Origin of the sequence: Saccharothrix sp. HUAS TT1 (assembly GCF_040744945.1) — a bacterium.
Taxonomy (GTDB): domain Bacteria; phylum Actinomycetota; class Actinomycetes; order Mycobacteriales; family Pseudonocardiaceae; genus Actinosynnema.
The window spans coordinates 7494631-7519729 of sequence record NZ_CP160453.1 but is presented as its reverse complement, the minus strand read 5'-3'; the positions used below and the strand labels follow the sequence as shown (position 1 = coordinate 7519729).

General features: G+C 70.9%; 19 protein-coding genes. 14 read left to right on the top strand and 5 right to left on the bottom strand.

Annotated elements, in window-relative coordinates; all coding sequences use genetic code 11:
• Nucleotides 1–69 precede the first annotated feature (69 nt).
• From AB0F89_RS32865 to AB0F89_RS32810, 12 genes are all read left to right on the top strand, one after another.
• Entirely contained in the window at nucleotides 70–1689 is a 1620-nt protein-coding gene (locus AB0F89_RS32865) for a cellulase family glycosylhydrolase (protein WP_367129638.1), read from the top strand.
• 9 nt (nucleotides 1690–1698) lie between these two features.
• A complete protein-coding gene (locus AB0F89_RS32860) occupies nucleotides 1699–2787 on the top strand; it encodes a cellulose binding domain-containing protein (protein WP_367129637.1) in 1089 nt (362 codons plus the stop codon).
• Nucleotides 2788–2940: 153 nt separating this feature from the next.
• Nucleotides 2941–3345, top strand: a complete 405-nt coding sequence (locus AB0F89_RS32855; RefSeq protein WP_367129635.1) for a YciI family protein — start codon at nucleotides 2941–2943, stop codon at nucleotides 3343–3345.
• The gene (locus AB0F89_RS32850; protein WP_367129633.1) at nucleotides 3342–4541 is read left to right on the top strand and encodes an RNA polymerase sigma factor; all 1200 of its coding nucleotides are present in this window, start codon (nucleotides 3342–3344) and stop codon (nucleotides 4539–4541) included. The genes AB0F89_RS32855 and AB0F89_RS32850 overlap by 4 nt, the downstream gene beginning before the upstream one ends.
• A 10-nt stretch (nucleotides 4542–4551) precedes the next feature.
• Nucleotides 4552–4953, top strand: a complete 402-nt coding sequence (locus AB0F89_RS32845; protein ID WP_367129631.1) for a DUF1992 domain-containing protein — start codon at nucleotides 4552–4554, stop codon at nucleotides 4951–4953.
• Between the two features lie 229 nt (nucleotides 4954–5182).
• Nucleotides 5183–6133: a tetratricopeptide repeat protein gene (locus AB0F89_RS32840; protein ID WP_367129629.1), complete on the top strand. Its 951-nt coding sequence runs from the start codon at nucleotides 5183–5185 to the stop codon at nucleotides 6131–6133.
• Between the two features lie 406 nt (nucleotides 6134–6539).
• On the top strand, nucleotides 6540–8546 hold the full coding sequence (locus AB0F89_RS32835) for a pectinesterase family protein (protein ID WP_367129628.1): 2007 nt from the start codon (nucleotides 6540–6542) through the stop codon (nucleotides 8544–8546).
• A complete protein-coding gene (locus AB0F89_RS32830) occupies nucleotides 8543–9418 on the top strand; it encodes a carbohydrate ABC transporter permease (RefSeq protein WP_367129626.1) in 876 nt (291 codons plus the stop codon). The genes AB0F89_RS32835 and AB0F89_RS32830 overlap by 4 nt, the downstream gene beginning before the upstream one ends.
• Nucleotides 9415–10308, top strand: coding sequence for a carbohydrate ABC transporter permease (locus AB0F89_RS32825; RefSeq protein WP_367129624.1), 894 nt, complete (start codon nucleotides 9415–9417; stop codon nucleotides 10306–10308). Before AB0F89_RS32830 ends, AB0F89_RS32825 begins: the two co-directional genes overlap by 4 nt.
• Nucleotides 10309–10316: 8 nt before the next feature.
• Nucleotides 10317–11603, top strand: a complete 1287-nt coding sequence (locus AB0F89_RS32820; protein ID WP_367129622.1) for a sugar ABC transporter substrate-binding protein — start codon at nucleotides 10317–10319, stop codon at nucleotides 11601–11603.
• Nucleotides 11600–12751, top strand: coding sequence for an enolase C-terminal domain-like protein (locus AB0F89_RS32815; protein ID WP_367129620.1), 1152 nt, complete (start codon nucleotides 11600–11602; stop codon nucleotides 12749–12751). Before AB0F89_RS32820 ends, AB0F89_RS32815 begins: the two co-directional genes overlap by 4 nt.
• 177 nt (nucleotides 12752–12928) lie before the next feature.
• Entirely contained in the window at nucleotides 12929–13867 is a 939-nt protein-coding gene (locus AB0F89_RS32810) for a polysaccharide lyase family 1 protein (RefSeq protein WP_367129618.1), read from the top strand.
• A gap of 60 nt (nucleotides 13868–13927) precedes the next feature.
• Here AB0F89_RS32810 and AB0F89_RS32805 read toward each other — a convergent pair whose 3' ends face one another.
• From AB0F89_RS32805 to AB0F89_RS32785, 5 genes are all read right to left on the bottom strand, one after another.
• The gene (locus AB0F89_RS32805) at nucleotides 13928–14686 is read right to left on the bottom strand and encodes a sulfite exporter TauE/SafE family protein (protein ID WP_367129616.1); all 759 of its coding nucleotides are present in this window, start codon (nucleotides 14684–14686) and stop codon (nucleotides 13928–13930) included.
• A complete protein-coding gene (locus AB0F89_RS32800; RefSeq protein WP_367129614.1) occupies nucleotides 14683–16026 on the bottom strand; it encodes a rhodanese-like domain-containing protein in 1344 nt (447 codons plus the stop codon). The genes AB0F89_RS32805 and AB0F89_RS32800 overlap by 4 nt, the downstream gene beginning before the upstream one ends.
• Nucleotides 16027–16132: 106 nt before the next feature.
• On the bottom strand, nucleotides 16133–16867 hold the full coding sequence (locus AB0F89_RS32795; protein WP_367129612.1) for a GntR family transcriptional regulator: 735 nt from the start codon (nucleotides 16865–16867) through the stop codon (nucleotides 16133–16135).
• 459 nt (nucleotides 16868–17326) lie between these two features.
• The gene (locus AB0F89_RS32790; RefSeq protein ID WP_367129610.1) at nucleotides 17327–18787 is read right to left on the bottom strand and encodes a ricin-type beta-trefoil lectin domain protein; all 1461 of its coding nucleotides are present in this window, start codon (nucleotides 18785–18787) and stop codon (nucleotides 17327–17329) included.
• Nucleotides 18788–18950: 163 nt separating this feature from the next.
• The gene (locus AB0F89_RS32785; protein WP_367129608.1) at nucleotides 18951–22778 is read right to left on the bottom strand and encodes a discoidin domain-containing protein; all 3828 of its coding nucleotides are present in this window, start codon (nucleotides 22776–22778) and stop codon (nucleotides 18951–18953) included.
• A gap of 216 nt (nucleotides 22779–22994) precedes the next feature.
• Here AB0F89_RS32785 and AB0F89_RS32780 point away from each other — a divergent pair, with 216 nt between their 5' ends.
• Together AB0F89_RS32780 and AB0F89_RS32775 are read left to right on the top strand one after the other, a co-directional pair.
• Nucleotides 22995–24443: a hypothetical protein gene (locus AB0F89_RS32780; protein ID WP_367139183.1), complete on the top strand. Its 1449-nt coding sequence runs from the start codon at nucleotides 22995–22997 to the stop codon at nucleotides 24441–24443.
• Complete coding sequence (locus tag AB0F89_RS32775) at nucleotides 24332–24955, top strand: tetratricopeptide repeat protein (RefSeq protein WP_367139093.1); 624 nt, start codon at nucleotides 24332–24334, stop codon at nucleotides 24953–24955. Before AB0F89_RS32780 ends, AB0F89_RS32775 begins: the two co-directional genes overlap by 112 nt.
• Nucleotides 24956–25099: the final 144 nt, after the last annotated feature.

Here is a 25099-nt window from a genome sequence, read left to right as displayed (position 1 = left end):
GCCTGCCGAAGGCAGGTGCGCTGCCCTGCGCTCGCTACGTCAACGTCGACACCTACGCGAGGTACATCCATGCGCAAGCGATTCGCCTTGGTCGGCGCCGCCATCGCCGCCTTGGTCCTATCCCTGCTGACGGCGATGCCGGCCCAAGCGGCCACCGGCTTCACCGTGAGCAACGGGCGTCTGCTGGACGCCAACGGCAACGACTTCGTGATGCGTGGCGTCAACCACGCGCACACCTGGTACCTGGACCGCACCACGCAGGCCCTCAAGGACATCAAGGCCACGGGCGCGAACACGGTCCGGGTGGTGCTCAGCTCCGGCGACCGGTGGACGAAGAACGACACCGCCGACGTGAGCAACGTGATCAGCCAGTGCAAGGCCAACAAGCTGATCTGCGTGCTGGAGGTGCACGACACCACCGGCTACCAGGAGCAGAGCGGCGCTGTCTCCCTCGCCCGCGCCGTGGAGTACTGGAAGAGCGTCCAGAGCGCCATGACCGGCCAGGAGAAGTACGTCATCCTGAACATCGGCAACGAGCCGTGGGGCAACACCGGCTACACCGGCTGGACCCAGGCCACCAAGGACGCCATCACCTCGCTGCGCTCGGCGGGCTTCCAGCACACGATCATGGTGGACGCCCCGAACTGGGGCCAGGACTGGGCCTTCACCATGCGTGACAACGCGTCCTCGGTGTTCGCCGCCGACCCGCAGAAGAACACCGTCTTCTCCATCCACATGTACGGCGTGTTCGACACGGCGGCGGAGATCAACAGCTACCTGAACGCGTTCGTCACGGCCAAGCTGCCGATCGTCGTCGGCGAGTTCGGCAACGACCACTCCGACGGCAACCCCGACGAGGACACGATCTTCGCCACCACCCAGTCGCTGAAGCTGGGCTACCTGGCGTGGTCGTGGTCGGGCAACGGCGGCGGCGTCGAGTACCTGGACATGGTCACCGGCTTCAACGCCGCCCAGCTCACCCCGTGGGGCCAGCGCGCGATCAACGGCGCGAACGGCATCAAGGCGACCTCCCGCCAGGCCAGCGTCTACGACAGCGGCACCGGCCCGGACACCACCCCGCCGTCCACGCCGGGCACCCCGTCCGCGTCCGGCGTCACGTCCAGCAGCGCCACCCTGTCCTGGGCCGCCGCCACCGACAACGTCGGCGTCAGCGGCTACGACGTGGTCCGCGTCAGCGGCACCGCGGAGACCCCGGCGGGCAGCTCCGCCACGAACAGCACCACGATCACCGGCCTGACCGCGAGCACCGCCTACACGTTCGCCGTCTACGCGCGGGACGCCGCGGGCAACCGCTCGGCCCGCTCCAACACGGTCAACGTGACCACCCCGGCCGGCAACGGCGGCACGGGCGCCTGCGCGGTGACGTACAAGGTCACCGGCCAGTGGCAGGGCGGCTTCCAGGGCGACGTCAAGATCGCGAACACCGGCACGGCCGCGGTGAACGGCTGGACGCTGCGCTGGACCTGGGCCAACGGCCAGACCGTCTCCCAGTCGTGGGGCGCCACCACCACCCAGTCCGGCTCGACGCTGAGCGCGACCAACGTGTCCTACACCGGCAGCATCCCGGTGAACGGCTCGGTCAGCTTCGGCTTCATCGGCTCGTGGAACGGCTCCAACTCGACGCCCACGGCGTTCACCCTCAACGGCGCCTCCTGCACCGCGGCCTAGGGGCACCCGATGTCGAGGAAGACCGCGATCACGGCACTCTTAGGGGCACTGGCGACGCTGGTCGGTCTGCTGGTGGCCGCACCGGGTCAGGCGGTCGAGGCCGCCGCGCCGACCCGGATCATGGCGCTCGGCGACTCGATCACCGGATCGCCCGGCTGCTGGCGCGCCCTGCTGGACCGCGACCTGCGGGCCGCCGGGCGCACCGACATCGACTTCGTGGGCACCCGGGCCGGTGACGGCTGCGGGTTCGCCTACGACGGCGAGAACGAGGGCCACGGCGGTGCGCTCGTCACCACCGTGGCCGACCAGAACCAGCTCGTCGGGTGGCTCGGCGCCACCAACCCGAACGTGGTGCTCATGCACTTCGGGACCAACGACGTGTGGAGCAACCGGTCGCCCGCGACCATCCTGGCCGCCTACGGCAAGCTGGTCGACCAGATGCGGGCGAACAACGCGAGCATGAAGGTGCTGGTCGCCAGGATCATCCCGATGGCGGCGAGCGCATGCGCGGAGTGCCCCCAGCGGGTGGTCGACCTGAACGCGGCCATCCCGGGCTGGGCGGCGGGCAAGTCCACCGCGCAGTCGCCGATCACCGTGGTGGACCAGTGGACCGGGTTCGACACCGCCACCGACACCTACGACGGCGTGCACCCGAACGCGGCCGGCGACCGCAAGATCGCGAACAAGTGGCTCCCGGCCGTGACGGCGGCGTTGAACGGCACCACCCCCACGTCCACCACCACAACTACTACAACGACAACGACAACGACAACGACAACGTCCACCCCGCCGACCGAGTGCGGCGTCCTGGTCCGGATCACGAACCAGTGGCCGGGCGGCTTCTCGGCCGAGGTCGAGATCCGCAACGGCAGGGCGACCGCGACCCGGGGCTGGCGCGTCCAGTTCGACCTCCGGGCCGGCATGGCGGTGGCGCAGGGCTGGAACGGCACGTTCAGCCAGAGCGGTTCCACCGTGACGGTCGTCAACACGTCCTGGAACGGCGTCATCCAGCCCGCGGCCACGATCAAGGTCGGGTTCAACGGCTCGGGTGACGCGAGCAGCTGGGTCCCGCCCAGGCCGCTCTGCTCGCTGACGTGACAGCGGCTCGCGGTTGTGCCCGACCCGGGGCACAACCGCGAGCTATCCGCGTGACCCAAGTCACATGTCAACGTGTAGAGGAGGCCGCACCGGCTCCGTCGATGGGGTGAAAGCGCCAAGATGGGCGCGAACGAAGACCCCTAGGAGTCCCACATGGCTAAGTTCCTGCTCCTCATGAACTACGGCCCGACCGCCAACTGCGACGTCCCGATGGACCAGTGGCCGCACGAGGACATCGCCGCGCACATCCGGTTCCAGCAGGACCTGGGCAAGGAGCTGGCCGACAACGGCGAGCTGGTCGACGCGCAGGGCCTGGCGGGCCCCGAGCTGGCCAAGACCGTGACGCACACCGGCGTCGGCTCGCCGGTCATCACCGACGGCCCGTTCCCGGAGTCCAAGGAGCTGCTGGCCGGTTACTGGCTGGTCGACACGACGCTGGAGCGCGCGCTGGAGATCGCGGCGCAGGCGTCCGCCGCGCCCGGCCCGAACGGCGTGCCGATCGGGCAGCCGATCGAGGTGCGGGAGCTGATGTCGGCGCCCGCCGCGTCCGACCTGTGAACCGGGCCGTCGAGGACCTGCTGCGCGAGTGCGCGCCGCAGGTCCTCGGCGCGGTCGCCCGCCGGTTCGGCGACTTCGCGCAGGCCGAGGACGCGGTCCAGGAGGCGTTGCTGGCGGCGGCCCGGCACTGGCCCGTCGACGGGCTGCCGGACAACCCGCGCGGCTGGCTGGTGCGGGTGGCCACCCGGCGGATGACCGACCTGATCCGCAGCGAGGCCGCCCGCCGCCGCCGCGAGGAGGGGGTGTCCCGCGAGCCGCCGCCCGGTGACGCGGTGGACCGGGACGACACCCTCGTCGTGCTGTTCCTGTGCTGCCACCCCGAGCTGACGCCCGCGTCGGCGATCGCGCTGACCCTGCGCGCGGTGGGCGGCCTGAGCACGGCGGAGATCGCGAACGCGTTCCTGGTGCCCGAGGCGACCATGGCGCAGCGGATCAACCGGGCGAAGCTCAAGCTGCGTGGCGCGGACTTCGCCATGCCCGGCCCGGACGAGTTCGCGGCTCGGCTGAAGTCCGTGCTGCGCGTGCTGTACCTGATCTTCAACGAGGGCTACACCAGCAGCGTCGGCGGCTCGCTGCACCGCACCGAGCTGTCCGGCGAGGCGATCCGGCTGACCAGGGCCGTGCGCGCCCGGCTGCCGTCCGACCCCGAGGTGGCGGGCCTGCTGGCGCTGATGCTGCTCACCGACGCCCGCAGGCCGGCCCGCACCGGCCCGAACGGGGCACTGGTCCCGCTGGCCGAGCAGGACCGGTCGGCGTGGGACCAGGAGCTGATCGTCGAGGGCGTCGACCTGGTCCTGGCGGCGGTGGAGCGCGGCGCCATCGGCGAGTACCAGGTGCAGGCGTCGATCGCGGCCATCCACGACGACGCGCGGCGCGCCGAGGACACCGACTGGCCGCAGATCCTGCGCATGTACGGGCTGCTGGAGGAGCTGACCGGCAACCCGGTGGTGTCGCTCAACCGGGCGGTCGCGGTGGCCATGGTGGACGGCCCGGCCGCCGGCCTGGCGCTGATCGACGCCCTGGACGAGCGCCTGCCCGGTCACCACCGGCTGGACGCGGTGCGAGCCCACCTGCACGAGATGGCGGGCGACGTGCCGCGGGCCGTGGCGCACTACCGGGCGGCGGCCGGGCGCACGACGAGCACCCCCGAGCAGCGGTACCTGATGGACAAGGCGGCCCGGTTGGCGCTTGGGTAGCCTCGGGGGTGTGACCGAGCGGAAACCGGCCGGTGTGGGCTTCGAGACCTGGATCGAGCGGCAGATCCGGGAGGCCCAGGACCGGGGCGAGTTCGACGACCTGCCGGGCGCGGGCAAGCCGCTGGGCGGCCTCCAGGGCCCGCACGACGAGCTGTGGTGGGTCAAGGAGAAGCTGCGCCGGGAAGAGGGCACCGCCCTCCCGCCGTCCCTCCTGTTCCGCAAGGAGGTCGCCGCCGCGCGCGAGGCCGCCGGTCGCGCCCGCACCGAGGCCGAGGTGCGCTCGCTCCTGGCCGACGTCAACGCCAGGATCGAGGACGCGATCCGCAAGCCGATGTCCGGCCCGCCGCTCAACCTGATGCCGTTCGACGTGGAGCACGTCGTGGCCGAGTGGCGGGCGGCCCGCGCCGGGTAGGCGCGCTGGCCGACGACGTCACGATCGTGATCGACAACGCCGGCGGACCGGTGCGGGCGTCGTCCCCGGACTCGCCGCTGGAGGACGTCCGGCGCGAGTTCGAGACCAACTTCTGCGGCCCGCGCAAGAGGCGGCCCACGGGAGTGATCGCGGTGTCACTATGGGTGTTCGGACGCACATGCCCTGTGGGATCCCTTCCACCGCTCTAGTGGAATTGCGAGGTGCGGCGATGGCAGAACCCCAGCACATCCCGACGCACATCGGCGTGGACGACGTGGCGCGCCTGGAGGCCGAGACCGAACGCCTGCGCGGCCTGGACTACCGGGAGGGCGGCGGCGCGTCGCGGGACGCGGCCGTCGCCTGCGCGGTCCGGCACGACCGGTTCCCGGAGGCCGAGGTCGCCGAGGCGGTCCGCGGCCGGCTGCTGGTCGCGCTGGCCGACGCGCACAACCTGGCCGGGTGGACGTGCTTCGACACCGGGTGGGCGGAGGCGGCCTCGCGGCACTGGGACCGGGCGCTGGCGCTGGCGGTCGAGGCCGGGCACCGCGACCTGGAGGCCAACGTCCACTACCGCGTCGGCCGGCTGCGGCTGCACCGCTGCCGGTGGCGCGAGGCGTTGGAGCGGTTCACCCGCGGCCTGGCGGCGGCCCGCCGGTCCGGCTCGCGGCGGGCGGTCGCGATGCTGCACGCCAACCAGGCGTGGGCGCACGCGGGCTTGGGCGACCGGCGCGAGGCGGTGCGGCTGCTGAACCTGGCGCACGACGCGTTCGACCGGGCGCCGTCCGGCCCCGCGCCCGGTTGGGCGCGCTTCTTCGACGAGCCGGACCTGTGCGGGCTGACCGGGGTGGTGTTGACCGAGCTGGCCCGGACGGTGGACGCCGCGCACACCTCGACCGCGATCGACTCGCTCGGCGCGGCCGTGGTCGCCTACCCGGCGGGGATGACCCGCAGCCGCGCGTTCAGCCTGGTGGCGTTGTCCGCCAACCACTTGCTGGAGCACGACTTCGACCAGGCGGCCGAAGTCGGCGGGCAGGCACTGGCGGTGGCCGGTGCTGTGCGGTCGGTGCGCGTCACGGACCGGTTGCGCCCCCTGCGCCTGCTGGCCGACCGCTACCGGGACAACCCGCACGCCCGCGCGTTGTCCTCGCGGATCGCCGCCTTCACCCCCGCCGTCGTCTGAGCGGGAGCCCTCGAACCGCCCTCGACCCACCCGGGTCGGGGGCGGTTTCACATATGTGACCACTGTGGACCGTCGAATTCGAGTCGAATTCGACGGAAAGTCGATCCACGGCGTCGAACGCGCGTCGAATGAAGTTACGTCGTTGACGTGTGGCGGACACTTTCGCAATACTCTGTTCGCACTTCTGGAACGTGTTCACATTTATGAACAAATTCGCCGGGGAAGGCCCCTCGTCATGCGGATACTCAGTACTGCGCTCGTGCTCTCCTGCGCCCTGGGCGTGATCGCGGCGGCACCCGCGCACGCAAGTCATGACCTGGGCAAACAGGTTCTCCAATCCGGTGACGGCTGGGGTTCGAGCGGTGCCGGCACCACCGGTGGTTCGGCTGCGACGACCGAGCACGTCGTGCGCACGGTCGCCGAGCTGCGGGCCGCCCTCGCGGCGCCCGCACCGCGCATCATCAAGGTGCGCGGTGTCATCGACGTCAGGGCTGACTGCGCAACATATGCCACGGACGGCTACACGCTCGCGGGCTATCTGGCCGCATACGACCCCGCCGTTTGGGGGCGCGACACCGAGCCGAGCGGCCCGCTGGAGGACGCCCGCGCCGCCTCGGCCCGCCGGCAGGCCGAGGCCATCGCGCTGAACGTCGGCTCGGACACCACGATCGTCGGCGACGGCCGCGGCGCGGGCATCACCGGCGCGAACGTCCGGGTGCACGGCGCGCAGAACGTGATCATCCGCAACCTGACCTTCCGCGACACCCGCGACTGCTTCCCGCAGTGGGGCCCGACCGACGGCGCCGAGGGCAACTGGAACTCGGACTACGACGCGGTGTCGTTGCAGCGCGCGACGAACGTGTGGGTGGACCACAACACCTTCACCGACCACCCGCACCCGGACAGCGCGGCGCCGTCCTACTTCGGCCGCCCCTTCCAGCAGCACGACGGCTCGCTGGACATGACCAGCGGCACCGACCTGGTCACGGCGTCGCACAACCTGTTCGAGGACCACGGCAAGACGATGCTCATCGGCTCGTCCAACACCTCGACCACCGACCCCGGCAAGCTGCGCGTCTCGGTGCACCACAACGTGTTCCGCAACGTCGAGGAGCGCCTGCCGCGGGTCCGCTTCGGCCAGGTGCACGTCTACAACAACCTGTTCGAGCCCGGACCGTCGTTCGTCTACGCTTGGGGCGTCGGCGTGAAGTCCGCGCTGTACGTGGAGAACAACTACGTCAAGCTCGCCGGCGGCGGCTCGGTCGAAGACCTCATCTACAACTGGGGCGGCACGGCCATCACCGAGGTCGGCACGCTGGTCGACGGCCGACCGGTCGACGTGCTGGACGCGTTCAACGCGGCCAACCCGACCGCGCGGCTCTCCGGCGACGCCGGCTGGACCCCCGAGCACACCCGCGGCCTCGAACCGGCCTCCAGGGTGAAGAACCTCAAGGCCGGCGCCTTGGGGCGCGAGCGCTACCACGTGGCCAAGGGCACCGACTTCGACACGGTGCAGGCCGCGATCGACGCCGCGCCGGCCGGCACGGCCGTCACCATCGGCAAGGGCGTGTACCGTGAGGTCATCCGGGTGCCCGCGACCAAGCGGGACCTGACCCTCAAGGGCTCCACCGGCGCCGCGCGCGACGTCGTGATCGACTACGACAACGCCAACGGCACCAAGAAGCCCGACGGCACGACCCACGGCACCACCGGCTCGGCCACCGCGACGATCGAGGCCGACGGGTTCACCGCCCGCGACCTGACGTTCAGCAACTCGTTCGACCGGGCCGCCCACCCCGAGATCACCGGCACCCAGGCGGTGGCGGTCAAGGCGACCGGCGACCGGCAGTACTACGACCGCGTCCGCTTCCTCGGCCACCAGGACACGCTGTACGCCGACACGCGGGCGGTCGGCGTGAAGGCCCGCCAGTACTACCGGGGCAGCGAGATCGTCGGCGACGTCGACTTCATCTTCGGCCGCGCCACGGCGGTGTTCGACCAGGTCACCATCCGGGCGCTGGACCGGGGTGGCGACCCCGGCGGGTACATCACGGCCGCCAGCACCCGGCGGGACAACCCGCACGGCTTCCTGATCATGAACTCGAAGGTGCTCAGCGACGCGCCCGCGGGCACCTACTTCCTGGGTCGCCCGTGGCACCCCGGCGGTGACCCGGACGCCATCGGCTCGGTCGTCGTCCGCGACACGAAGCTGCCCGCCGCGGTCAAGGCCGCGCCGTGGACCGACATGTCCGGCTTCTCCTGGCGCGACGCGCGGTTCGCCGAGTTCCGCAACTCCGGCCCGGGCGCCCACCCCGCGGGCACCGGCTCCACCGCCGACCGGCCGCAGCTCACGGCCGACCAGGCCGCGCAGCACACCCTGCGCGCCTACCTCGGCGACTGGAACCCCGCATGAGGACCCGCACCTGGGCGCCCTACGCCCTGATCGCTCCGACGCTGGTGCTGATGGCGGTCTTCCTGGTCTACCCGATCGGGAGCGTCGTCTACTACAGCCTCCAGCGGTACAACGTCACGCAGCCGTGGAAGAACGGCTTCGCGGGGCTGGACAACTTCAAGCAGATGCTGTTCGACGACCCGCTGTTCTGGCAGAGCCTGGCGTTCAGCGCCAAGTGGGTGTTCGTCGAGGTCTCCCTGCAGCTGCTGCTCGGCCTCGTCCTGGCGCTGATCGTGAACGAGACGTTCATCGGCCGCGGCGTGGCGCGGGCGCTGGTGTTCTCGCCGTGGGCGGTGTCCGGCGTGCTCACCACGGGCATCTGGATCCTGCTGCTCAACCCGTCGACCGGCGTCTTCCAGGTGCTCTCCGAGTGGGGCGTCGGCTCGCCGGGCACCTCGGTGCTCGGCAACCCCGACACGGTGTTCGACGCCCTCGTGGTGACCGAGCTGTGGCGCGGTGTGCCGTTCTTCGCCATCCTGCTGCTCGCCGACCTCCAGAGCATCCCCAAGGACCTCTACGAGGCGGCGTCGGTGGACGGCGCGAGCCGGTGGCGGCGCTTCACCAGCGTCACCCTGCCGCACCTGAAAGACGCGATCATCCTGTCGACGCTGCTGCGCGCGGTGTGGGAGTTCAACAACGTCGACCTCATCTACACCCTCACCGGCGGCGGTCCCGCCAACCAGACCACCACGCTGCCGCTGTACGTCGCCAGGCAGGCCGTCGACTCGCACAACTTCGGGTACGGCTCGGCGCTCACCGTCGCCGGGTTCCTGATCCTGTTGTTCTTCTCGATCGCCTACCTGCGGCTGTCGAAGTTCGGGAGTCGCGCATGACCGAGACGTTGACCCGACCCCCGGTGGACGCCGCGCCGCCGCCCCGGCAGCCGACGAAGCGCCGCCGGCGCGCGGTGGCCGAGGAGCCGGGCAAGCCCTGGATGATCCGCGTTCCGCTGGTGCTCTACCTGCTGTTCACGCTCATCCCGTTCTACTGGATGCTGGTGTTCGCGGTCCGGCCGGCCGGCTCGACGCAGCTCGTGCCGTGGCCGATCTCGCTGGAGCACTTCGACACGGTGTGGAACGACATCGGGTTCGGCATCTTCTTCTACAACAGCGTCGTCATGGGCCTCGGCGTGCTGGTATTCGTGACCATCCTGTCGGTGATGGGCGGCTACGCGCTGGCGCGGTTCAAGTTCCGCGGCCAGCGGGTGTTCCTGCTGGCGATGCTGTGCAGCCAGTTCATCCCCGGCGCGATGATGCTGATCCCGCTGTTCGTGATCTTCAAGGGGTTGGGCCTGCTCAACTCGATCACCGGCCTGATCATCGCCGAGGTGGCGTTCCAGCTGCCGCTGTCGCTGATCCTGATGGCGGGCTTCATCCGCAACATCTCCGTGGAGCTGGAAGAAGCCGCCATGGTGGACGGCTGCTCGCGCACCCGGGCGTTCTTCGCGGTCGTGCTGCCGCAGCTCAAGCCCGCGCTGGTGGCGGTCGGGTCGTTCGCGTTCATCGGCGCGTGGAACCAGTTCCTGTTCGCGCTCATGTTCGCGACGCGGCAGGACAAGTTCACCCTGCCGGTCGGCCTGAGCTACACGCTGGGTGAGTTCAACACCGACTTCGGAGCACTCGCCGCCGGTGGCGTGGTCGCGGCCGTGCCGGTTGTCCTGGTTTTCGCCGTCGTGCAGCGGTTCCTGGTGCAGGGGCTCAGCGCCGGGGCTGTGAAGGGATAGGGAGCATCATGAGAAAACTGCTGGTCGCCGTGGCCGCCGCCGCGCTGGCGCTGTCCGCCTGCTCGTCCGAGGGAGGTGCGGGCAGCGACGGTGAGGTCACCATCACGTTCTGGGACAACAACGGCGGTCCCGCCCGCGAGCCGATCTACAAGGAGCTGATCACCCGCTTCGAGGCCGCGAACCCGAAGATCAAGGTCGAGTACGTCGGCATCCCCAGCGCGTCGGTGCAGCAGAAGTACGACACCGCCATCGCGGGCGGCGAGACGCCCGACGTCGGCGGCGTGACCACCTCGTACCTCGCGCACCTGGTCGGCCAGGAGGCGCTGGCGCCCCTCGACGACCGCATCAACGGCGGTCCGCTGAAGGACAAGCTGCTGCCCTCGCTGGTGGAGACCGTCCGCCAGACCGCGCCGGACGGCAAGCTCTACATCGTCCCGTCGTCGGCCAACATGGACATCGTCTGGTACCGCACCGACTGGTTCCAGGACGCCGGCCTGGAGGCGCCGAAGACCTGGGACGAGTTCATCAGCACCGCCACGAAGCTCACCGACGCGGGCGCGAACAAGTACGGCTACACCATCCGCGGCGGCGCGGGCTCGGTGTTCCAGCTGATCACCGAGGCGTACGCCTACTCCGGCGTCGACAACTTCTTCAAGGACGGCCAGAGCACGCTGGGCGACCCGGCCAACGCCGAGCTGGTCGACAAGATCGCCGACCTGTACAAGAAGGCCACCCCCGAGGCCGACGTCAACAACAGCTTCACCCAGATGATCGCCCAGTTCACCGGCGGCTCGGTCGCGATGATGCACCACAACCTCGGCTCCTACAGCGACGTGACCAAGGCGCTCGGCGACAAGGTCGCCGCGATGCCGCTGCCGGTCGGCCCGAGCGGCAAGCGGACCGTCGTGCCCAACCCGACCGACGGCTTCGCGGTGTTCAGGAACAGCGAGAACCAGGACGCGGCGTGGAAGTTCGCCGAGTTCCTGACCTCGGCCGAGTCCAACAGCTACTGGAACGAGAAGGTCGGCCAGATCCCGGCCAACACCGACGTGCGCAGCGCGGCGTGGATCGACTCGGCCGCGCACGTGAAGATGGCGCTCGGCGTCCTGGAGGACCCGGCCACGGTGCTCGTGCCCGCGCCGGTCTACCTGCCGCAGTACTCGTCCATCACCAAGACCGACAGCGAGCCCCAGTACCAGAAGGTGCTGCTCGGCGAGCTCTCCGCCCAGCAGTTCCTGGACGACGTGGCGAAGAAGCTCACCGAGGCGCAGAAGGAGTGGGAGGACCGCAAATGATCGAGCGCGTCGAGGTGTCGGTGTTCACGACCACCGCGTGGACCGCGGTGGACCCGCACGGGCACCGGCACCCGAGCGCCGAGCACGAGATCCGCGAGGCGCTGCTGGAGATCACCGACTCCGACGGTGTCGTGGGCCGCGTGCAGGTGCACCCGGACCAGCTGCGCCCCGCCGTGCTCGACTCGATCGTGCGACCGGTCCTGATGGGTGCGGACCCGTGGGACCGGGAGCGGCTGTGGCGGAAGATGGCCCGCAAGCAGCGCGGCTCGCACGGCCGGTTCACCGACCGGGCGCTCGGCTACGTCGACACCGCGCTGTGGGACCTGGTGGGCAAGCGGGCCGAGCTGCCGGTGTGGAAGCTGCTCGGCGGCGCGCGGGAGCGCATCCCGGCCTACGCCAGCACGATGTGCGGTGACGAGGCGCCCGGCGGGCTGAGCACGCCCGGCGACTACGCGTCGTTCGCCAAGCAGCTGGTCGAGACGGGTTACCGGGCGATCAAGCTGCACACCTGGATGCCGCCGGTGCCGGGCGCGCCCAGCGTGCGGGCCGACATCGCGGCGTGCGAGGCGGTCCGCGAGGCCGTCGGCCCGGAGGTGGCGCTGATGCTCGACGCCAACCACTGGTACTCCCGCACCGAGGCGCTGGAGCTGGGGCGGGCGCTGGAGGCGCTGGACTTCTACTGGTTCGAGGAGCCGATGGAGGAGGCGTCGATCAGCTCCTACCGGTGGCTGGCCGAGCAGCTGTCCATCCCGGTGATCGGGCCGGAGGTGGCCTGGGGCAAGCACCTGAGCCGGGCCGAGTGGATCACCTCGGGCGCGTGCGACATCCTGCGCGCCGGGCCGACCGACGTCGGCGGCATCTCGCCGACGGTCAAGGCGCTGCACCTGGCCGAGGCGTTCAACGTGGACTGCGAGATCCACGGCGACGGCTCCGCCAGCCTGGCCGTGCTCGGCGGCACCGACAACGGCCGCTGGTACGAGCGCGGCCTGCTGCACCCGCTGCACGACTTCGACCGCGTGCCGCCGCACCGGCTCGCGCTCGCCGACCCGCTCGACGCCGACGGGCACGTCACCATGACCTCCTCTCCGGGTCTCGGTGACGAGTTCGACCTCGAGCACGTCCGCCGGCACACCGTCGAGAGGTGGTGATCCCGGTGTAGCCGCGAGGCCGCCGCCAAGCTGCCCAGGTCCGCCGCCGCCAAGTCCGCCGCCGCCAGGTCCGCCGCCGCCAGTTCACGCCGCTGGTGGTTCACGCCGCCAGTCCACGCCGCCACGTTCGACCGCCGCCGGTTCCCTTTTCATCCACAGTCGTATGGAGGAAACCGCATGTCACGCAAGATCTACCGCGCCCTCGTCGCGGCCACGGCCCTGGCCGTGTCCGTCGGCATGGCGCCCTCCGCCAGCGCCGCGCACTTCAACCTCGAGGGTTGGGGCACGCAGTGCGGTGGCACCACCGGTGGTGCCGGTGGTGGCACGGTGACCGTCAGCGACGCGACGGCGTTCACCAACGCCGCCAAGTCGACCACGACGCAGACCATCCGGGTCTCGGGCACCATCACGCTGTCCAGCATGACCAAGATCGCCTCGAACAAGACGATCATCGGTGTCGGCTCGGGCGCCACCATCGCCGGGCACGGCCTGAACATCTCCAAGGTGTCGAACGTCATCGTCCGCAACCTGAACTTCCGGGACTGGGCCGACGACGGCATCCAGGTCGAGACCTCCACCAGGGTGTGGATCGACCACAACACCCTGCGCAACGGGTACGACGGCGCGATCGACATCAAGCGCGCGTCGGACTGCGTCACCGTGTCCTGGAACAAGGTCAGCAGCCACGACAAGACGATGCTGCTGGGCCACAGCGACGACAACGGCAGCCAGGACCGCGGCAAGCTGCGCGTCAGCTACCACCACAACTGGTTCGACGGCACCAACCAGCGCCACCCGCGGGTCCGCTTCGGCAACCCCGTGCACGTCTACAACAACTACTACGGCGGCGTGACGTCGTACGGCGTGGCTTCCACGGAGGAGGCCGGCGTGCTGGTGGAGGGCAACACCTTCGAGAACACCGGCGACCCGTTCCACCTGGGTGAGGGCAGCTCCGACCCCGGCACCCTGGTCGCCCGGAACAACTGCCACGTGAACTCCGGCTCGGGTCAGCAGGGCGGCAGCGTCAAGTCGATCCCGTACAGCTACGTGCTCGACGCGTGCTCCACCGTGAAGTCCTCTGTGCAGAGCGGTGCGGGCGTGGGCAAGGTCGGCTGACCTCCCCGCTCGTTCGACGGCCCCCGGCGACTCTCCCCGCCGGGGGCCGTCCCCGTGCCCTCAGCGCGTCAGCGCCTGGATGGCGGCGTCCACGCCCATGAAGAGGGCGATGCCCAGCAGCACCACCGCGAACACGCGTCGCAGCGTCGTCGTGCTGACCTTGCCCGCCAGGCGCTTGCCGTCCCACGTGCCGAGCAGCGCGGTCGCGGCGAACGGGCCGATCAGCGCCCAGTCCAGCAGGGCCACGTCGCCGAGGCGGGCGGCGAGGGCCGCGCCCGCGTTGACCGAGATCACCAGCAGGCTGGTGCCCACGGCGGTCCTCATGGGCACCGAGAGCACGCCGACCAGGGCGGGGACGGTGAGGAAGCCGCCGCCGACGCCGAGGAAGCCGGTCACCGTGCCCACCCCGGCGCCGAGCCCGACGGCCCGGACCGGGCGCGGGTGGTCGGTGGTCGTGGTGGGGGAGCGGCGCAGCATCGACACCGCGGCCATGGCGGCCACCAGGCTGAACGCGCCGGTCAGCGCGGCGGCGGGGACGTGACGGGTCAGGGCTCCCGCTGCGGCTGCCGGCGCCATGCCCGCGACCGCGAACAGCGCGCCCAGCCGCCAGCGGACCGTGCCGGACCGGGCGTGCGCGGTGAGGGCGGCGACGGAGGTCAGCACGAGGACCAGGAGGCTCGCGGTGGTGGCCCGGTCCGGGGTGAAACCCATCAGGTAGATCAGGGCGGGCACGGCGAGCACGCCACCACCGCCGCCGAGCGCGCCCGTGGACAGGCCCACGACGGCCCCGGCGACCAGGGCGAGGACGACCGGTGTCACGGCGCCGTGATCGGCACGCCGGACTCGGCGGCGTCGGCCCACTCGTCGTCGAGGTGCACGACGTCCCGGCCCGACCGGTGCAGGATGCTCGCGGCGATCCCGGCCCGGTAGCCGGAGGCGCAGTGCACCCACACCTCGCCCGGCGGGACCTCGTCCAGGCGGGCGAGGAGGTCGTGCAGGGGGATGTTGGCGGAGCCGGTGACGTGGCCCGCGAGGTGTTCGTCGGTGCGGCGGACGTCGAGCACGACCGGGTGGTCGGTCCCGGCCAGGTCCGACCAGGTGGCGCGGCGGTAGCCGGTCGTCGGGTGGCCGGGGGCGAGGTCGCGGGGGTCGTCGCCGACGGCCGCGCCCGGGCGGTCCACGCCGATGCGGGACAGGTCGCGGATCGCGGCGCGGACGTCCCGCTCGGAGCCGACCAGCGTGACCGGTTCGCCCCACGGCAGCGTCCAGCCCAGGTAGGTGCTGAAGTTGCGGCCGTACTCGATGCTCACCGTGCCGGTCAGGTGACCCGCGGCGAACGCGACCCGGTCGCGCAGGTCGACCACCCACTGGCCCGCGTCCACCCTGGCCCTCAGCTCGTCGGCGCGCAGCGGTTCGGGCAGGGACAGGTCCGGCGCGCCCGGTCCCAGGCGGTTGAGCGGGGCCATGTGCGAGTAGTACGACGGGTGCGCGGTGAGGTTGGCGATCAGGGTCCGGACGAAGTGCTGCTCGTCGTCGTCGGTCAGCACGTGGTTGGACCGCCGCTGCTCGGCGATGGTGGAGCCGTCGGTGACGACGGCCGGGCCGGAGGAGCAGAAGCTGCCGAACCCGTGGGTCGGGTGGAGGGTGGCGTCGTCACCGGCGTGGTCGGCCAGCGCGCGGGCCGAGCGGTACTGGGCGCGGGTCAGGTCGGTGGTCCTGTCCGGCGCGACCAGGTCGGTCCGGCCGACCGAGCCGAACAGCAGGTTGCCGCCGGAGAACACGGCCCGCCGCCCGCCGTGCTCGACCACGTAGGCCAGGTGGTGCTCGGTGTGGCCGGGGGTGGCGACGGCGGTCACGGTCATCGCGCCGACCGCGAACTCGTCGCCGGGGTGGACGGGGTGGCGCTCGAACGCCACGTCCTCGGCGGCGGCGACCAGGTAGGCGGCGTCGTGCCGGCGGGCCAGCGCCAGGCCGCCGGTGAGGTAGTCGTTGTGCACGTGGGTCTCGGCGACGTGCGTGATCCGGACGCCCAGCCGGGCGGCCAGGTCCTCGACCCGGTCGAAGTCGCGCTGCGGGTCGACGACCAGGGCCGCCTCGCCGTCGTGCACCAGGTAGCCGCGGTCGCCAAGGGCCTCTGTGCTGATGGTTTCGACGTCCATGCCCGCCTCCGTCATTTGTCCGTACATTAGGCGGAGGTGTGCGGGGAGGGCAATGTGAGGTGTTCGAGTTCGCAGGTCCCGGGGGCTCGTGGGTGGGGGCTTCGGGTCAGCGGGAGGTCTTCGACTCCGTGGTGACGGCGTACCGGTCGCCCCGGACCATCGTGTGCCGCCACTCCACCGGGCGCCCGGCGGCGCGGCCGAGCCGGTGGATGGACAGGCACGCGACGTCCGGCCCGCAGTGCAGCAGGGCGCGTTCGGCGGGGGTCGGCACGACGGCCTTGATCGTCTCCTGGCTGTGGTCGAGGCGGGTGCCGGTGCGCTCGACCAGCACGGCGTAGAGGCTGGTGCGGGTGAAGTCGGCGGCCAGCAGCGGTGCGGCCAGGTCGGCGGGCAGCCAGACGCGGTCGATCGCGAACGGGTCGCCACCGGCCAGCCGCAGCCGTTCGAGGTGCACGAGCGGGGTGGAGCCCTCCAGGTCGAGCTGGTCGGCGATGACGCCGTCCGCCCGGACGTCGAGGACCCGGACGACGGACCGCTGCTCCAGCCCGGCGGCCTCGACCGAGGCGAACAGGCTGTACAGGGTGTCGAGCGGCTGGACGACGTCGGCGGCCGTGCTGACCCTGGGCTGGCGGCCGCGTTCGGCGACGACCAGGCCGTCGGCGCGGAGGCGGTGCAGGGCTTGGCGGACGGTGTGCCTGCTGACGCCGTAGTCGTGCACGAGCGCCAGCTCACCGGGGAAGCCGGTGTCGAACTCGCCGGCGCGGAGGCGGTCGACCAGGTCGTCCTGCAGCTGCTGCCACAACGGCGGACCGTCGGATCGGTCGAGCCTGCGCGCGGACATCCACCCTCCTCCCACCACTCCTCTCCTAAATGTACGGACCACCCCTCCTCTTCGCGTGTCCTACCTCCCAACCGCGAGAGTCCTACGTTGGGAGCGCGAGAGTCCTACGTTCGGAGCGGGTGAGTTCAACGCTCAGCGCGCGAGTCGAACGTTCAGGGCGCGCGAGTCGAACGTTCAGGGCGCGCGAGTCGAACGTTCAGGGCGCGCGAGTCGAACGTTCAGGGCGCGCGAGTCGAACGTTCAGGGACGGTGAGTTCTACGTTCAGGGGAGGTCCGGTTCGATTTGACATGGGGCCCTTACGGGCACCCTATGCAGGCCAAAGCCGGCAGGCCCGGCGGGGAAGAGCGTCCCGCCAGGCCTGCCGGCTTCGACCAGCCTAAGGCACCCGAACCCATGTCAAATCGAACCTCTGCGGGGGCGTTGCGGGTCCGATGTGGTGGGGATTGGTGGTGGTGGGGTTAGCCTCGGCGCCACTTTTGGTTGGCGCCGCCCAGGCACTCCCACTGCTGGAGCGGGGTGCCGGTGCCGCCCCAGGAGGTGACGTCGACGCACTTGTTCGCCTGCGGGTTGACGAGGTCGCCGGCGCCGCTCAGGACGAACTGCTGGGCGGGGTTGCCGGAGCAGCGGGCCAGTTGGATGGCGGCGCCGTTGTCGCGGGAGCCCCAGGCGACGTCCATGCACAGGCCGAAGGCGCGGACGGTGCCGTCACCCGGCCAGGTCCAGTTCTGGGCGGCGGTGCCGTTGCAGTCCCAGAGCTGGAGGCGCTGGCCCTCGACGGCGTTGGAGTTGGGGATGTCGATGCACTTGTCCTGCCAGCCGATGATCCGGCTCGAACTCCCGCCGCCGGTGGTGGTCAGCTGGAGGCCGTAGACGCTCAGGATCTCGTTCACCGGCTGGAACAGGGTGGTGCCGCCGGTCGAGCAGTTGCCCGAACCGCCGGACGTGACGCCCTGCGCCTGGTTGCCTGCCAGCCACGCGCCGCCCGAGTCGCCGCCCTCGGCGCACGCCGTGGTGGACGTGAGGCCGTGGACGAGGCGGCCCGAGTAGTTCACCGTGACGTTCTTCGCCTGGATGGTGCCGCAGCGCCACCCCGTGGTGCGGCCCGAACGGCACACCGACGCGCCGATCCCCGCCTCCTGCGAACCGGCCACGGCGACGCTGCCGCCCGAGTAGTTGTTCACGTAGGGCGTGGGGGTCCAGTTGCCGTTGGTGCGCACCCACGCGTAGTCGTTCTCCGGGAACGACGAGCCGGCGAACGTGCCCTGGCCGACGTTGTTGAACCCGAGCGTCGGGCTGCCCGTGCCGCCGCAGTGGCCGGCGGTGACGAAACCGCCGTTCACCGAGAAGCCGACGGAGCACAGCGTGTTCCCGTTGATGACGTACTGGTCACCGCCGCGGATGTCGTAGAACGGGCGCGGCGCGTCGGTGGAGACGACGGGCTTGACGTCCACACCGGCCTTGTCGGCGAACGCCTGCGCGGCAGCCGTCGTGCGGGCCTGGACGACGACCGCGTTGGACGACGGGTCGACGTACCAGGAGTGGACGTCCGCGCCGACCGGCGTGCGGTCGAGCTCGGTCTTGCGCTCGGCCAGCGCCTTCTCGCTCCTCGTCACCTTGACGGGGGTGGCGCCGGCGGCTCGGACGGCGGCGGCGTCCGAAGGGGTCACGACGCCGACCTTGAGGCCGTCGTCGTACCAGGCGCCGCCGAAGCGGTCGCCGAGACTGGTCCGCAGGGCGGTCTCGACGGGAACGGCGGCGGCTTCGGCGGCCTGGTTGACCGCCGCGCGCGCCGGGTCCCAGCCGAGGTCCCGGGCCAGCGCGACGTGCAGGGCGTCGACCGGCGCGGCCTGGGCCGGTGCGGGCAGGACTGCGAGCGCGACGGCTGCCACCGCCGCGCAACACTGCGCGATGTGTCTCACGACAGCTCCTTGAGCAGGGGAGAGGTGTGAGAGCGCTCTCGCGGGAGAGCTTCGCAGGTGGTCCAGACCTCGTCAATAGGGAAGGGAGAGCGCTCTCTTGAGCCTATGGCGCAGACGCGGAAGCGCCGCCCCGCGGAACGGGGCGGCGCCTCGGGTGCGTGGATCAGGGGTTGACGTTGATGGTGAAGGTCGAGGTCCGGTTGCGGATGTTCTCCACGTTGTTGCTGAACCTCAGGTTGTTGAACGTCGCCGAGCCGACCGCCGGGCCCTGACCGGCCTCGGGCATCTCGTTCGCCCACACGCCGATGCCGGACTTGGCCTGGAACGCGTCACCGCTCAGCCGGGCGCCCGAGATCGTGACGTTGGTCAGGACGGTGTCCTGCACCGGGTTCTCCGGCGTCGACCCGTTGTACTTGGTCTGGAACATGATGCCCGCGTACGTGGGGTCGATGATGTCGACGTCGTTGATCCGGATGCCGCGGAACGGCTTGGACGCCGAGAACAGCCAGATCCCGGGGAACGTCTGCGCGCCCCAGAAGTGACCGCCGGTCCGCACCAGCGTGATCCCGCTGAACGTCGTCGGCTCGGGTCCGAAGCCGTTCATCGGGTAGCCGAAGTCCAGCGAGCTGATCGTGACGCCCGCGTAGGTCAGCGTGTCGGCGACGTAGATGTTGCGGAACGTGTTGAGGAAGCCGCCGTAGACGGCCAGGCCCGCCGCGCGCCAGGTGGTGAGCGACGACAGGTTCTCGTACACGTTGTTCTTCTCGTCCGCGCCGCCCGCGTCGATCGCCGAGAACAGCGCGAAGCTGTCGTCACCGGTCGAGCGCGCCTCGATGTTCTGCACGAGGTTGTCCGTGCTGCCGTTGGTCATGTTGATGCCGTCGGCGAACATGTTGCGGATGCGCGAGTTCTTGATGGTCATGAAGTCGGTGTTCGCGCCCCAGTAGAGGCACACCATGTGCTCGGCCCAGATGTTGTCGATGGTGATCCGGGAGACGTTAGCGAAGTCGAACACCTTGCCGGGGCCGTCGATGCGGGACGTGTAGTTGCCGAAGAACGCGAAGTCGCGGAACACCGAGCCGTTCACCGACTGCTCGGCGCGGAAGCCCGCGTCGGTGTTCTCCTGGGTGGTCGGCACGACGAACTTCGTGAACCACGGTCCCGCGCCGACCACCTGCACCGGCTTGCCGTACACCTGGAACTTCTGCGACGTGGTGTACGTGCCCGCCGGCAGGTAGACGCCGAGCAGGTTGCCGCTGGTGTCCATCCGGAACCTGTCCAGCGCGTTCTGCACGTCCTGGTGGCCGAACCCGGTCGGCGTGACGAACCGGGCCGGGTCGGGGTTGGCCCGCGCCACCGCGTTCTCGAAGTTGACGAAGTCGATGGCGTAGTTGGTGGTGTTCGCCGAGTCCTTCTGCAGCTTGATCTTCGTGCCCGCGGGGAACGTGCTGTTGAGCATCACGCTCGCCTCGTCGTAGATGTGCCGCGGACCGCCCGCGCCCGGCGAGTTGCCCGGACTGGCCTCGTTGCCGTAGAGCCAGATGTGCCGCGAGTGCAGGTCGATCGCCTTGTGGAACGCCCCGTTGACGTAGACGTTCAGCGTCGCCCCGATGCCGCCGCCGCCCGCCGAGTCGGGGATGGAGAAGCGGGTGACGAGCGTGTTGGTCGACCCGCTGGTGGTGAACTCGACCGACGACCCGGTGCTGTTCAACGTCACCGCGCGCCGCCCGGACGCCTCACCGGCCAGGTCGCCGATGGTGCGGTTGGGGCCGATCTTCTGCGCGCCGCCCGCGGTCACCGCGTCCTCGGCCTCGACGTGCTCCCACGGCACGTTCGCGCCGCGGCCGACGAACAGCGACTGGGTGCTGACGTTGTTGCCCTGGCGCGCCGCGATCTCGTTGGCGTCGACCGCGACCTCGGTCCTCAGCGTGTACTTGCCGTTGGCCGCGGGCCACGTGCCGAGCGTGATCGGCGCCGCCGACTGGCCGGGCTGGATGGCGCCGGTGAAGCTGCCGGTGAACGTCCGCACGGTCGCGCCCGTGGTGGCGTTGACCAGCGTCAGCGTGACGCCGTGCGCGCCGCTCGCCGAGGCGATGGAGCCCTCGTTGCGCAGCACGACGGTGAACGTGGTGTTCTGGCCGTTGGCCGGGTTGTTCGGCGACCAGCTCAGCGCGCCGACCAGGTCCGAGCTGGGCACCGGCGTGACGACCAGGGCGCTCGGGTGCAGGCGGGCGTTGTTGGCCTCGTTCTGCTCGACGACCTTCTTCGTCTCGTCGACCTTCGCGGTGTACTGGTAGGAGCCGGAGCCGCGCGGGCCGATGTTCGCCGTGACGGTCGCCGACGCGCCCGCCGCGAGCGCGCCGACCTGCGCCGTGCCGACGGCGTCGTCGCCGAGGAAGAACGTCACGTCGGTCGCGCCGGACGTCGCCGTGCCCGCGTTGCGCACGGTCGCCGACAGGGTGATCGGGTTGGTCTCCACCGGGCTGGTCGGCGTGAACGACGTCCCGCTGACGGTCAGGTCCGGGTTCGGGGCGGCCGCGCCGAACACCTGGAACTCGGCCACCTGCCCGCCGGGCGCGCCGGTGTTGGACGTGATGCGCAGCTGCACGTCGGCGACGCGCGCGGCCACCGGGATGGTGACGGTGTTGCCCGAGGCCGGGTTGAACGCGTAGTCGCGCGCGGCGACCAGGCTGGTGAAGCCGGAGGCGCTCTGCTCGCGGCCCAGCACCTGGACGTTCTGCGTGCGGGCGCCCCACGCCGACGACGGGTTCAGCTTGAGCACGACCGAGCTGAGGTCGGCGTTCGAGCCGAGCTGCGTGGTCAGCGTGTTCGGGTAGGTCGCGCCTTCCCAGTACGTGTTCACGTCGTCGTCGTTGGCGTTGGTGGCGACGAACGTGAACGTGTGCGAGGAAGCCGTGATCGGCCTGCCCTTGGCCAGGTTCACGCCGGAGCCGGGCGTGCCGGGCCGGGTGACGGAGTTGCTGGCCGGCGACTGGTTGCCCGCCGCGTCCTTGGCGATCACGTGGTAGGTGACCGCGAGGCCGTCCGGCTGGGAGTCGGTGTAGGTCAGCGCGGTGCCCGCGACGCTCGTGCGCAGCGCGCCGTTGGCGTAGACGTCGTAGCCGGTGACGCCGGTGTTGTCGGTGGCGGCCGACCACGTGAGCCGGATCTGCCCGGACTGCGGCGAGGTGTAGGCGAGGTTGGTCGGGGCCGAGGGCGCCTGCGCGTCACCGCCGGTCGGGCCGTGCACCTCGAACTCCGAGAGCTGCCCGGCGGGCCAGGCCGTGTTGCCGGTGATCAGCAGCCGCACGTACCGCGTGGTGGTCGAGGTGAACTGGATCGTCACCGTGTTGTTGGCGGTCGGGTTGAACGCGTGCTGGTTCGACGGCACGAGGTCGCCGAAGTTCTGGCCGTCGGTGCTGTGCTGCACGGCGAACGTCTGCGTGCGCGCGCCCCAGCCCGACGTCGGCAGCTTGAGCACGACCCGGTCGACCTTCACCGCCGCGCCGAGGTCGGCCCGGATCCACTGCGGGAACGCGTTGTTGGCGCTCTCCCAGTAGGTGGCCTGGTTGCCGTCGCCGACGTTGGCCGCCTGGTAGACGTCCGCGTGGCTGCTCGCGGTGTAGGTGGCGGCCAGCGCGGCGCCGACGGCTTCGCGGACGTCGATGTCCTGGACCTTCGTGCCGTCGACGCGCAGGTAGCGCACCAGCGTGGGGTCGAAGTCGAACGTCTGCTCCTCGCCCGCGCGCGGGGCGGACGGCACCAGGGTGGCGTAGCCCTGGCCGTCGAGGCTCGTCTGGACGGCGAACGTGCGGTCGTCGTCGTCCGGCAGCGACAGGCGGACCTGGTCGATGCGGGTCGGCTCGCCGAGGTCGAGCACCCCGGCTGTGGGCGCGGCCTGAGCGGCAGGGGGACTCAGGGTGAACGCCGTGAGGGACAGTGCGATCAGGGAGGCGGCAAGGCGTGATCTGGCGCGAGTCGTCGTTGACATCGTCGTGCTGGCCCTTCTCGTTAGGGCAATTCCGGGCTCTTGTCAGAAAGTTCCGCGTACTTGTCGATTTCTTGCGTAACCGGTTCGAAGGGTTGCAGAGCCGCCGCTGGAAAGTCAACGGGTCAGTGACCCCTGGGAGCGGTCTTTGCGCCATCCGGACCAACAGGAGCGGCCACCGGCCCGTTTCGCCAGGTCCGGGCACCATGAATCTTGATCATGGCGGCGAAATCGGCGTTCGCGCAGGCGCTGGCGCGGTTGCGGGCCAGGGTGTCCGACGTGTCCGACGAGGCGGTGGCGAAGCGCGCGAGCGCGGTCGTGCTGCCGTCCGGCAAGCGGGTGGCGGTCAGCGCCCGGAGGTTGGGGGAGTGGATCGCGGGCCAGTCCGTGCCGCGCGACTTCGACGGCGTGCTCGCGGTGGGACTGGCCACCGGCGGCGTCCCCAAGCCGACCGAGCTGTGGCGCGCCGCCCACGAGTCGCGCCGCACCCCTCACGCCGCCCGCCTCGCCGCCGCCGTGGACGCCGAACTGCGAGCCGACGACGTCCGCCAGGTGGTGCTCACCGGCCCCGGCGGCGTCGGCAAGACCCAACTGGCCACCGCCGCCTCCACCGCGCCGAAGCGGACGTGCTCGTCTGGGTCAACGCCCAGACCAGGCAATCGGTCCTGGCCTGCTACGCCCGCGCCTGGCGTGCGCTCAAGTCCACCGCGAGCGTGGACGACGAGACCCAGACCGACCTGTTTCTGGCCTGGCTCCGTGCGACTGCCACCAGCTGGCTCGTCGTCCTGGACGACGTGGGACGCCCCCCGAGAATTCGCGGGCCTCTGGCCCACCGGAGGAGCGGGTCGGACCCTGCTGACCACCCGCCGCCGCGACGCGCCCCTCCTCCGCCCGGACGCGAGGGTCGTCGACGTGGGCACGTTCACCTCACCGGAAGCCACCGCCTACCTCTCCGCCCGGCTGGCCGTCGTCCCCGGCCACGACTCGGACCGGCTGGCCGAACTGGCCGACGCCCTCGAACGCGAGTGGCCCACCGCCGACCCGGAAACCGAAGCCGCCCTCTACCGCAACGCCGAAGCACTGCGCGCAGTGGCGGGCGAACACCTCTGGTCCGACGGAATGCACCCACTACTGCGCCGACTGCCCCAACACCTGGCGAGCATCGGCCGAACCGCAGCGGCGAAGGACACAGCCGAAGCCCTCTTGGCCCAAGCCTCCAGCCCCCGAGACATCATCGTGCTGCGGACCCAAGTGGCCAAAGCCATCGGCGACCTGGGCCACCCCGCAACGGCCCTCACCCACCTGGAGGAAATCCGCGCCACCGCCGACCACCACCTGGGCCCAACCGACCTCGACTCCCTCTGGGTGCGCTTCCACCAAGCCACGTACCGCCTCGAAACAGGTCTCATCGACACCGCCCTGACCGAGCTGAACGCACTCCTCGACACCTGCGACCTCCCAGCCGCCCACCTGCTGCGCATCGCCGCCGAAGACGACCGCGACTGTGCCTGGGCCTCTCCGGCAACACCACTGCCGCCCGTGACGCCGCGACAACCCTGGTCACCGTCCTGCGCTCCGAACTGGGCCCCCGCCACCTGCAAACCCTCCGCGCCCTGCGCGGCCTGGGCCGCTGGATCGGCGAATCAGGCGACCCGGACGGCGCGGTAGCCGCCTACCAAGAAGCCACCGACGGCCTCGAACAGGTAGCCGGCCCCGACCACCACGACACCCTGATCTCTTGGCACAACCTCGCCTACTGGCGCGCCCTCGCCGGCGACGTCACCCAAGCCACCGCCGACTTCCACACCGCCGCCACCGACGCCGAACGCACCCTGGGCGCAGACCACCCGACCACCCTGACCTACCGCTCGAACCTGGCCTTCTGGCAAGGCGTCTCCGGCGACCCCACCGCGATCGGCACCCTGACCACCCTGCGCCACACCGTCGAAACCGTCTTCGGCCCCCACCACCCCCGAACAACCGAAGCCGCCAACCTCCTCACAAGCTGGCAACCCCCACCACCCCATCACCAACCCCACCCACATCGGACCCGCCGCCAGCCCGCAGAGGTTCGATTTGACATGGGTTCGGGTGCCATAGGCTGGACGAAGCCGGCAGGCCTGGCGGGACGCTCTTCCCCGCCGGGTCTGCCGGCTTTGGCCTGCATAGGGTGCCCGTAAGGGCCCCATGTCAAATCGAACCGGACCCTCCCCGACCCCTGCCCTTCGACCCCGAACGTAGAACTCAGGGGTCCCGAGCGTTCGACTCGCGCGCCCTGAACGTTCGACTCGCGCGCTGAGCGTTGAACTCACCCACCCCCAACG

What these genes read in the sequence shown, in the direction of transcription:
- AB0F89_RS32815 (WP_367129620.1), top strand. Translation starts at nt 11,600, where the DNA reads ATGATCGAGCGCGTCGAGGTGTCGGTGTTCACGACCACCGCGTGGACC.
- AB0F89_RS32840 (WP_367129629.1), top strand. Translation starts at nt 5,183, where the DNA reads ATGGCAGAACCCCAGCACATCCCGACGCACATCGGCGTGGACGACGTG.
- AB0F89_RS32855 (WP_367129635.1), top strand. Translation starts at nt 2,941, where the DNA reads ATGGCTAAGTTCCTGCTCCTCATGAACTACGGCCCGACCGCCAACTGC.
- AB0F89_RS32830 (WP_367129626.1), top strand. Translation starts at nt 8,543, where the DNA reads ATGAGGACCCGCACCTGGGCGCCCTACGCCCTGATCGCTCCGACGCTG.
- AB0F89_RS32795 (WP_367129612.1), bottom strand. Translation starts at nt 16,867, where the DNA reads ATGTCCGCGCGCAGGCTCGACCGATCCGACGGTCCGCCGTTGTGGCAG.
- AB0F89_RS32780 (WP_367139183.1), top strand. Translation starts at nt 22,995, where the DNA reads ATGGCGGCGAAATCGGCGTTCGCGCAGGCGCTGGCGCGGTTGCGGGCC.
- AB0F89_RS32825 (WP_367129624.1), top strand. Translation starts at nt 9,415, where the DNA reads ATGACCGAGACGTTGACCCGACCCCCGGTGGACGCCGCGCCGCCGCCC.
- AB0F89_RS32785 (WP_367129608.1), bottom strand. Translation starts at nt 22,778, where the DNA reads ATGTCAACGACGACTCGCGCCAGATCACGCCTTGCCGCCTCCCTGATC.
- AB0F89_RS32865 (WP_367129638.1), top strand. Translation starts at nt 70, where the DNA reads ATGCGCAAGCGATTCGCCTTGGTCGGCGCCGCCATCGCCGCCTTGGTC.
- AB0F89_RS32820 (WP_367129622.1), top strand. Translation starts at nt 10,317, where the DNA reads ATGAGAAAACTGCTGGTCGCCGTGGCCGCCGCCGCGCTGGCGCTGTCC.
- AB0F89_RS32810 (WP_367129618.1), top strand. Translation starts at nt 12,929, where the DNA reads ATGTCACGCAAGATCTACCGCGCCCTCGTCGCGGCCACGGCCCTGGCC.
- AB0F89_RS32800 (WP_367129614.1), bottom strand. Translation starts at nt 16,026, where the DNA reads ATGGACGTCGAAACCATCAGCACAGAGGCCCTTGGCGACCGCGGCTAC.
- AB0F89_RS32860 (WP_367129637.1), top strand. Translation starts at nt 1,699, where the DNA reads ATGTCGAGGAAGACCGCGATCACGGCACTCTTAGGGGCACTGGCGACG.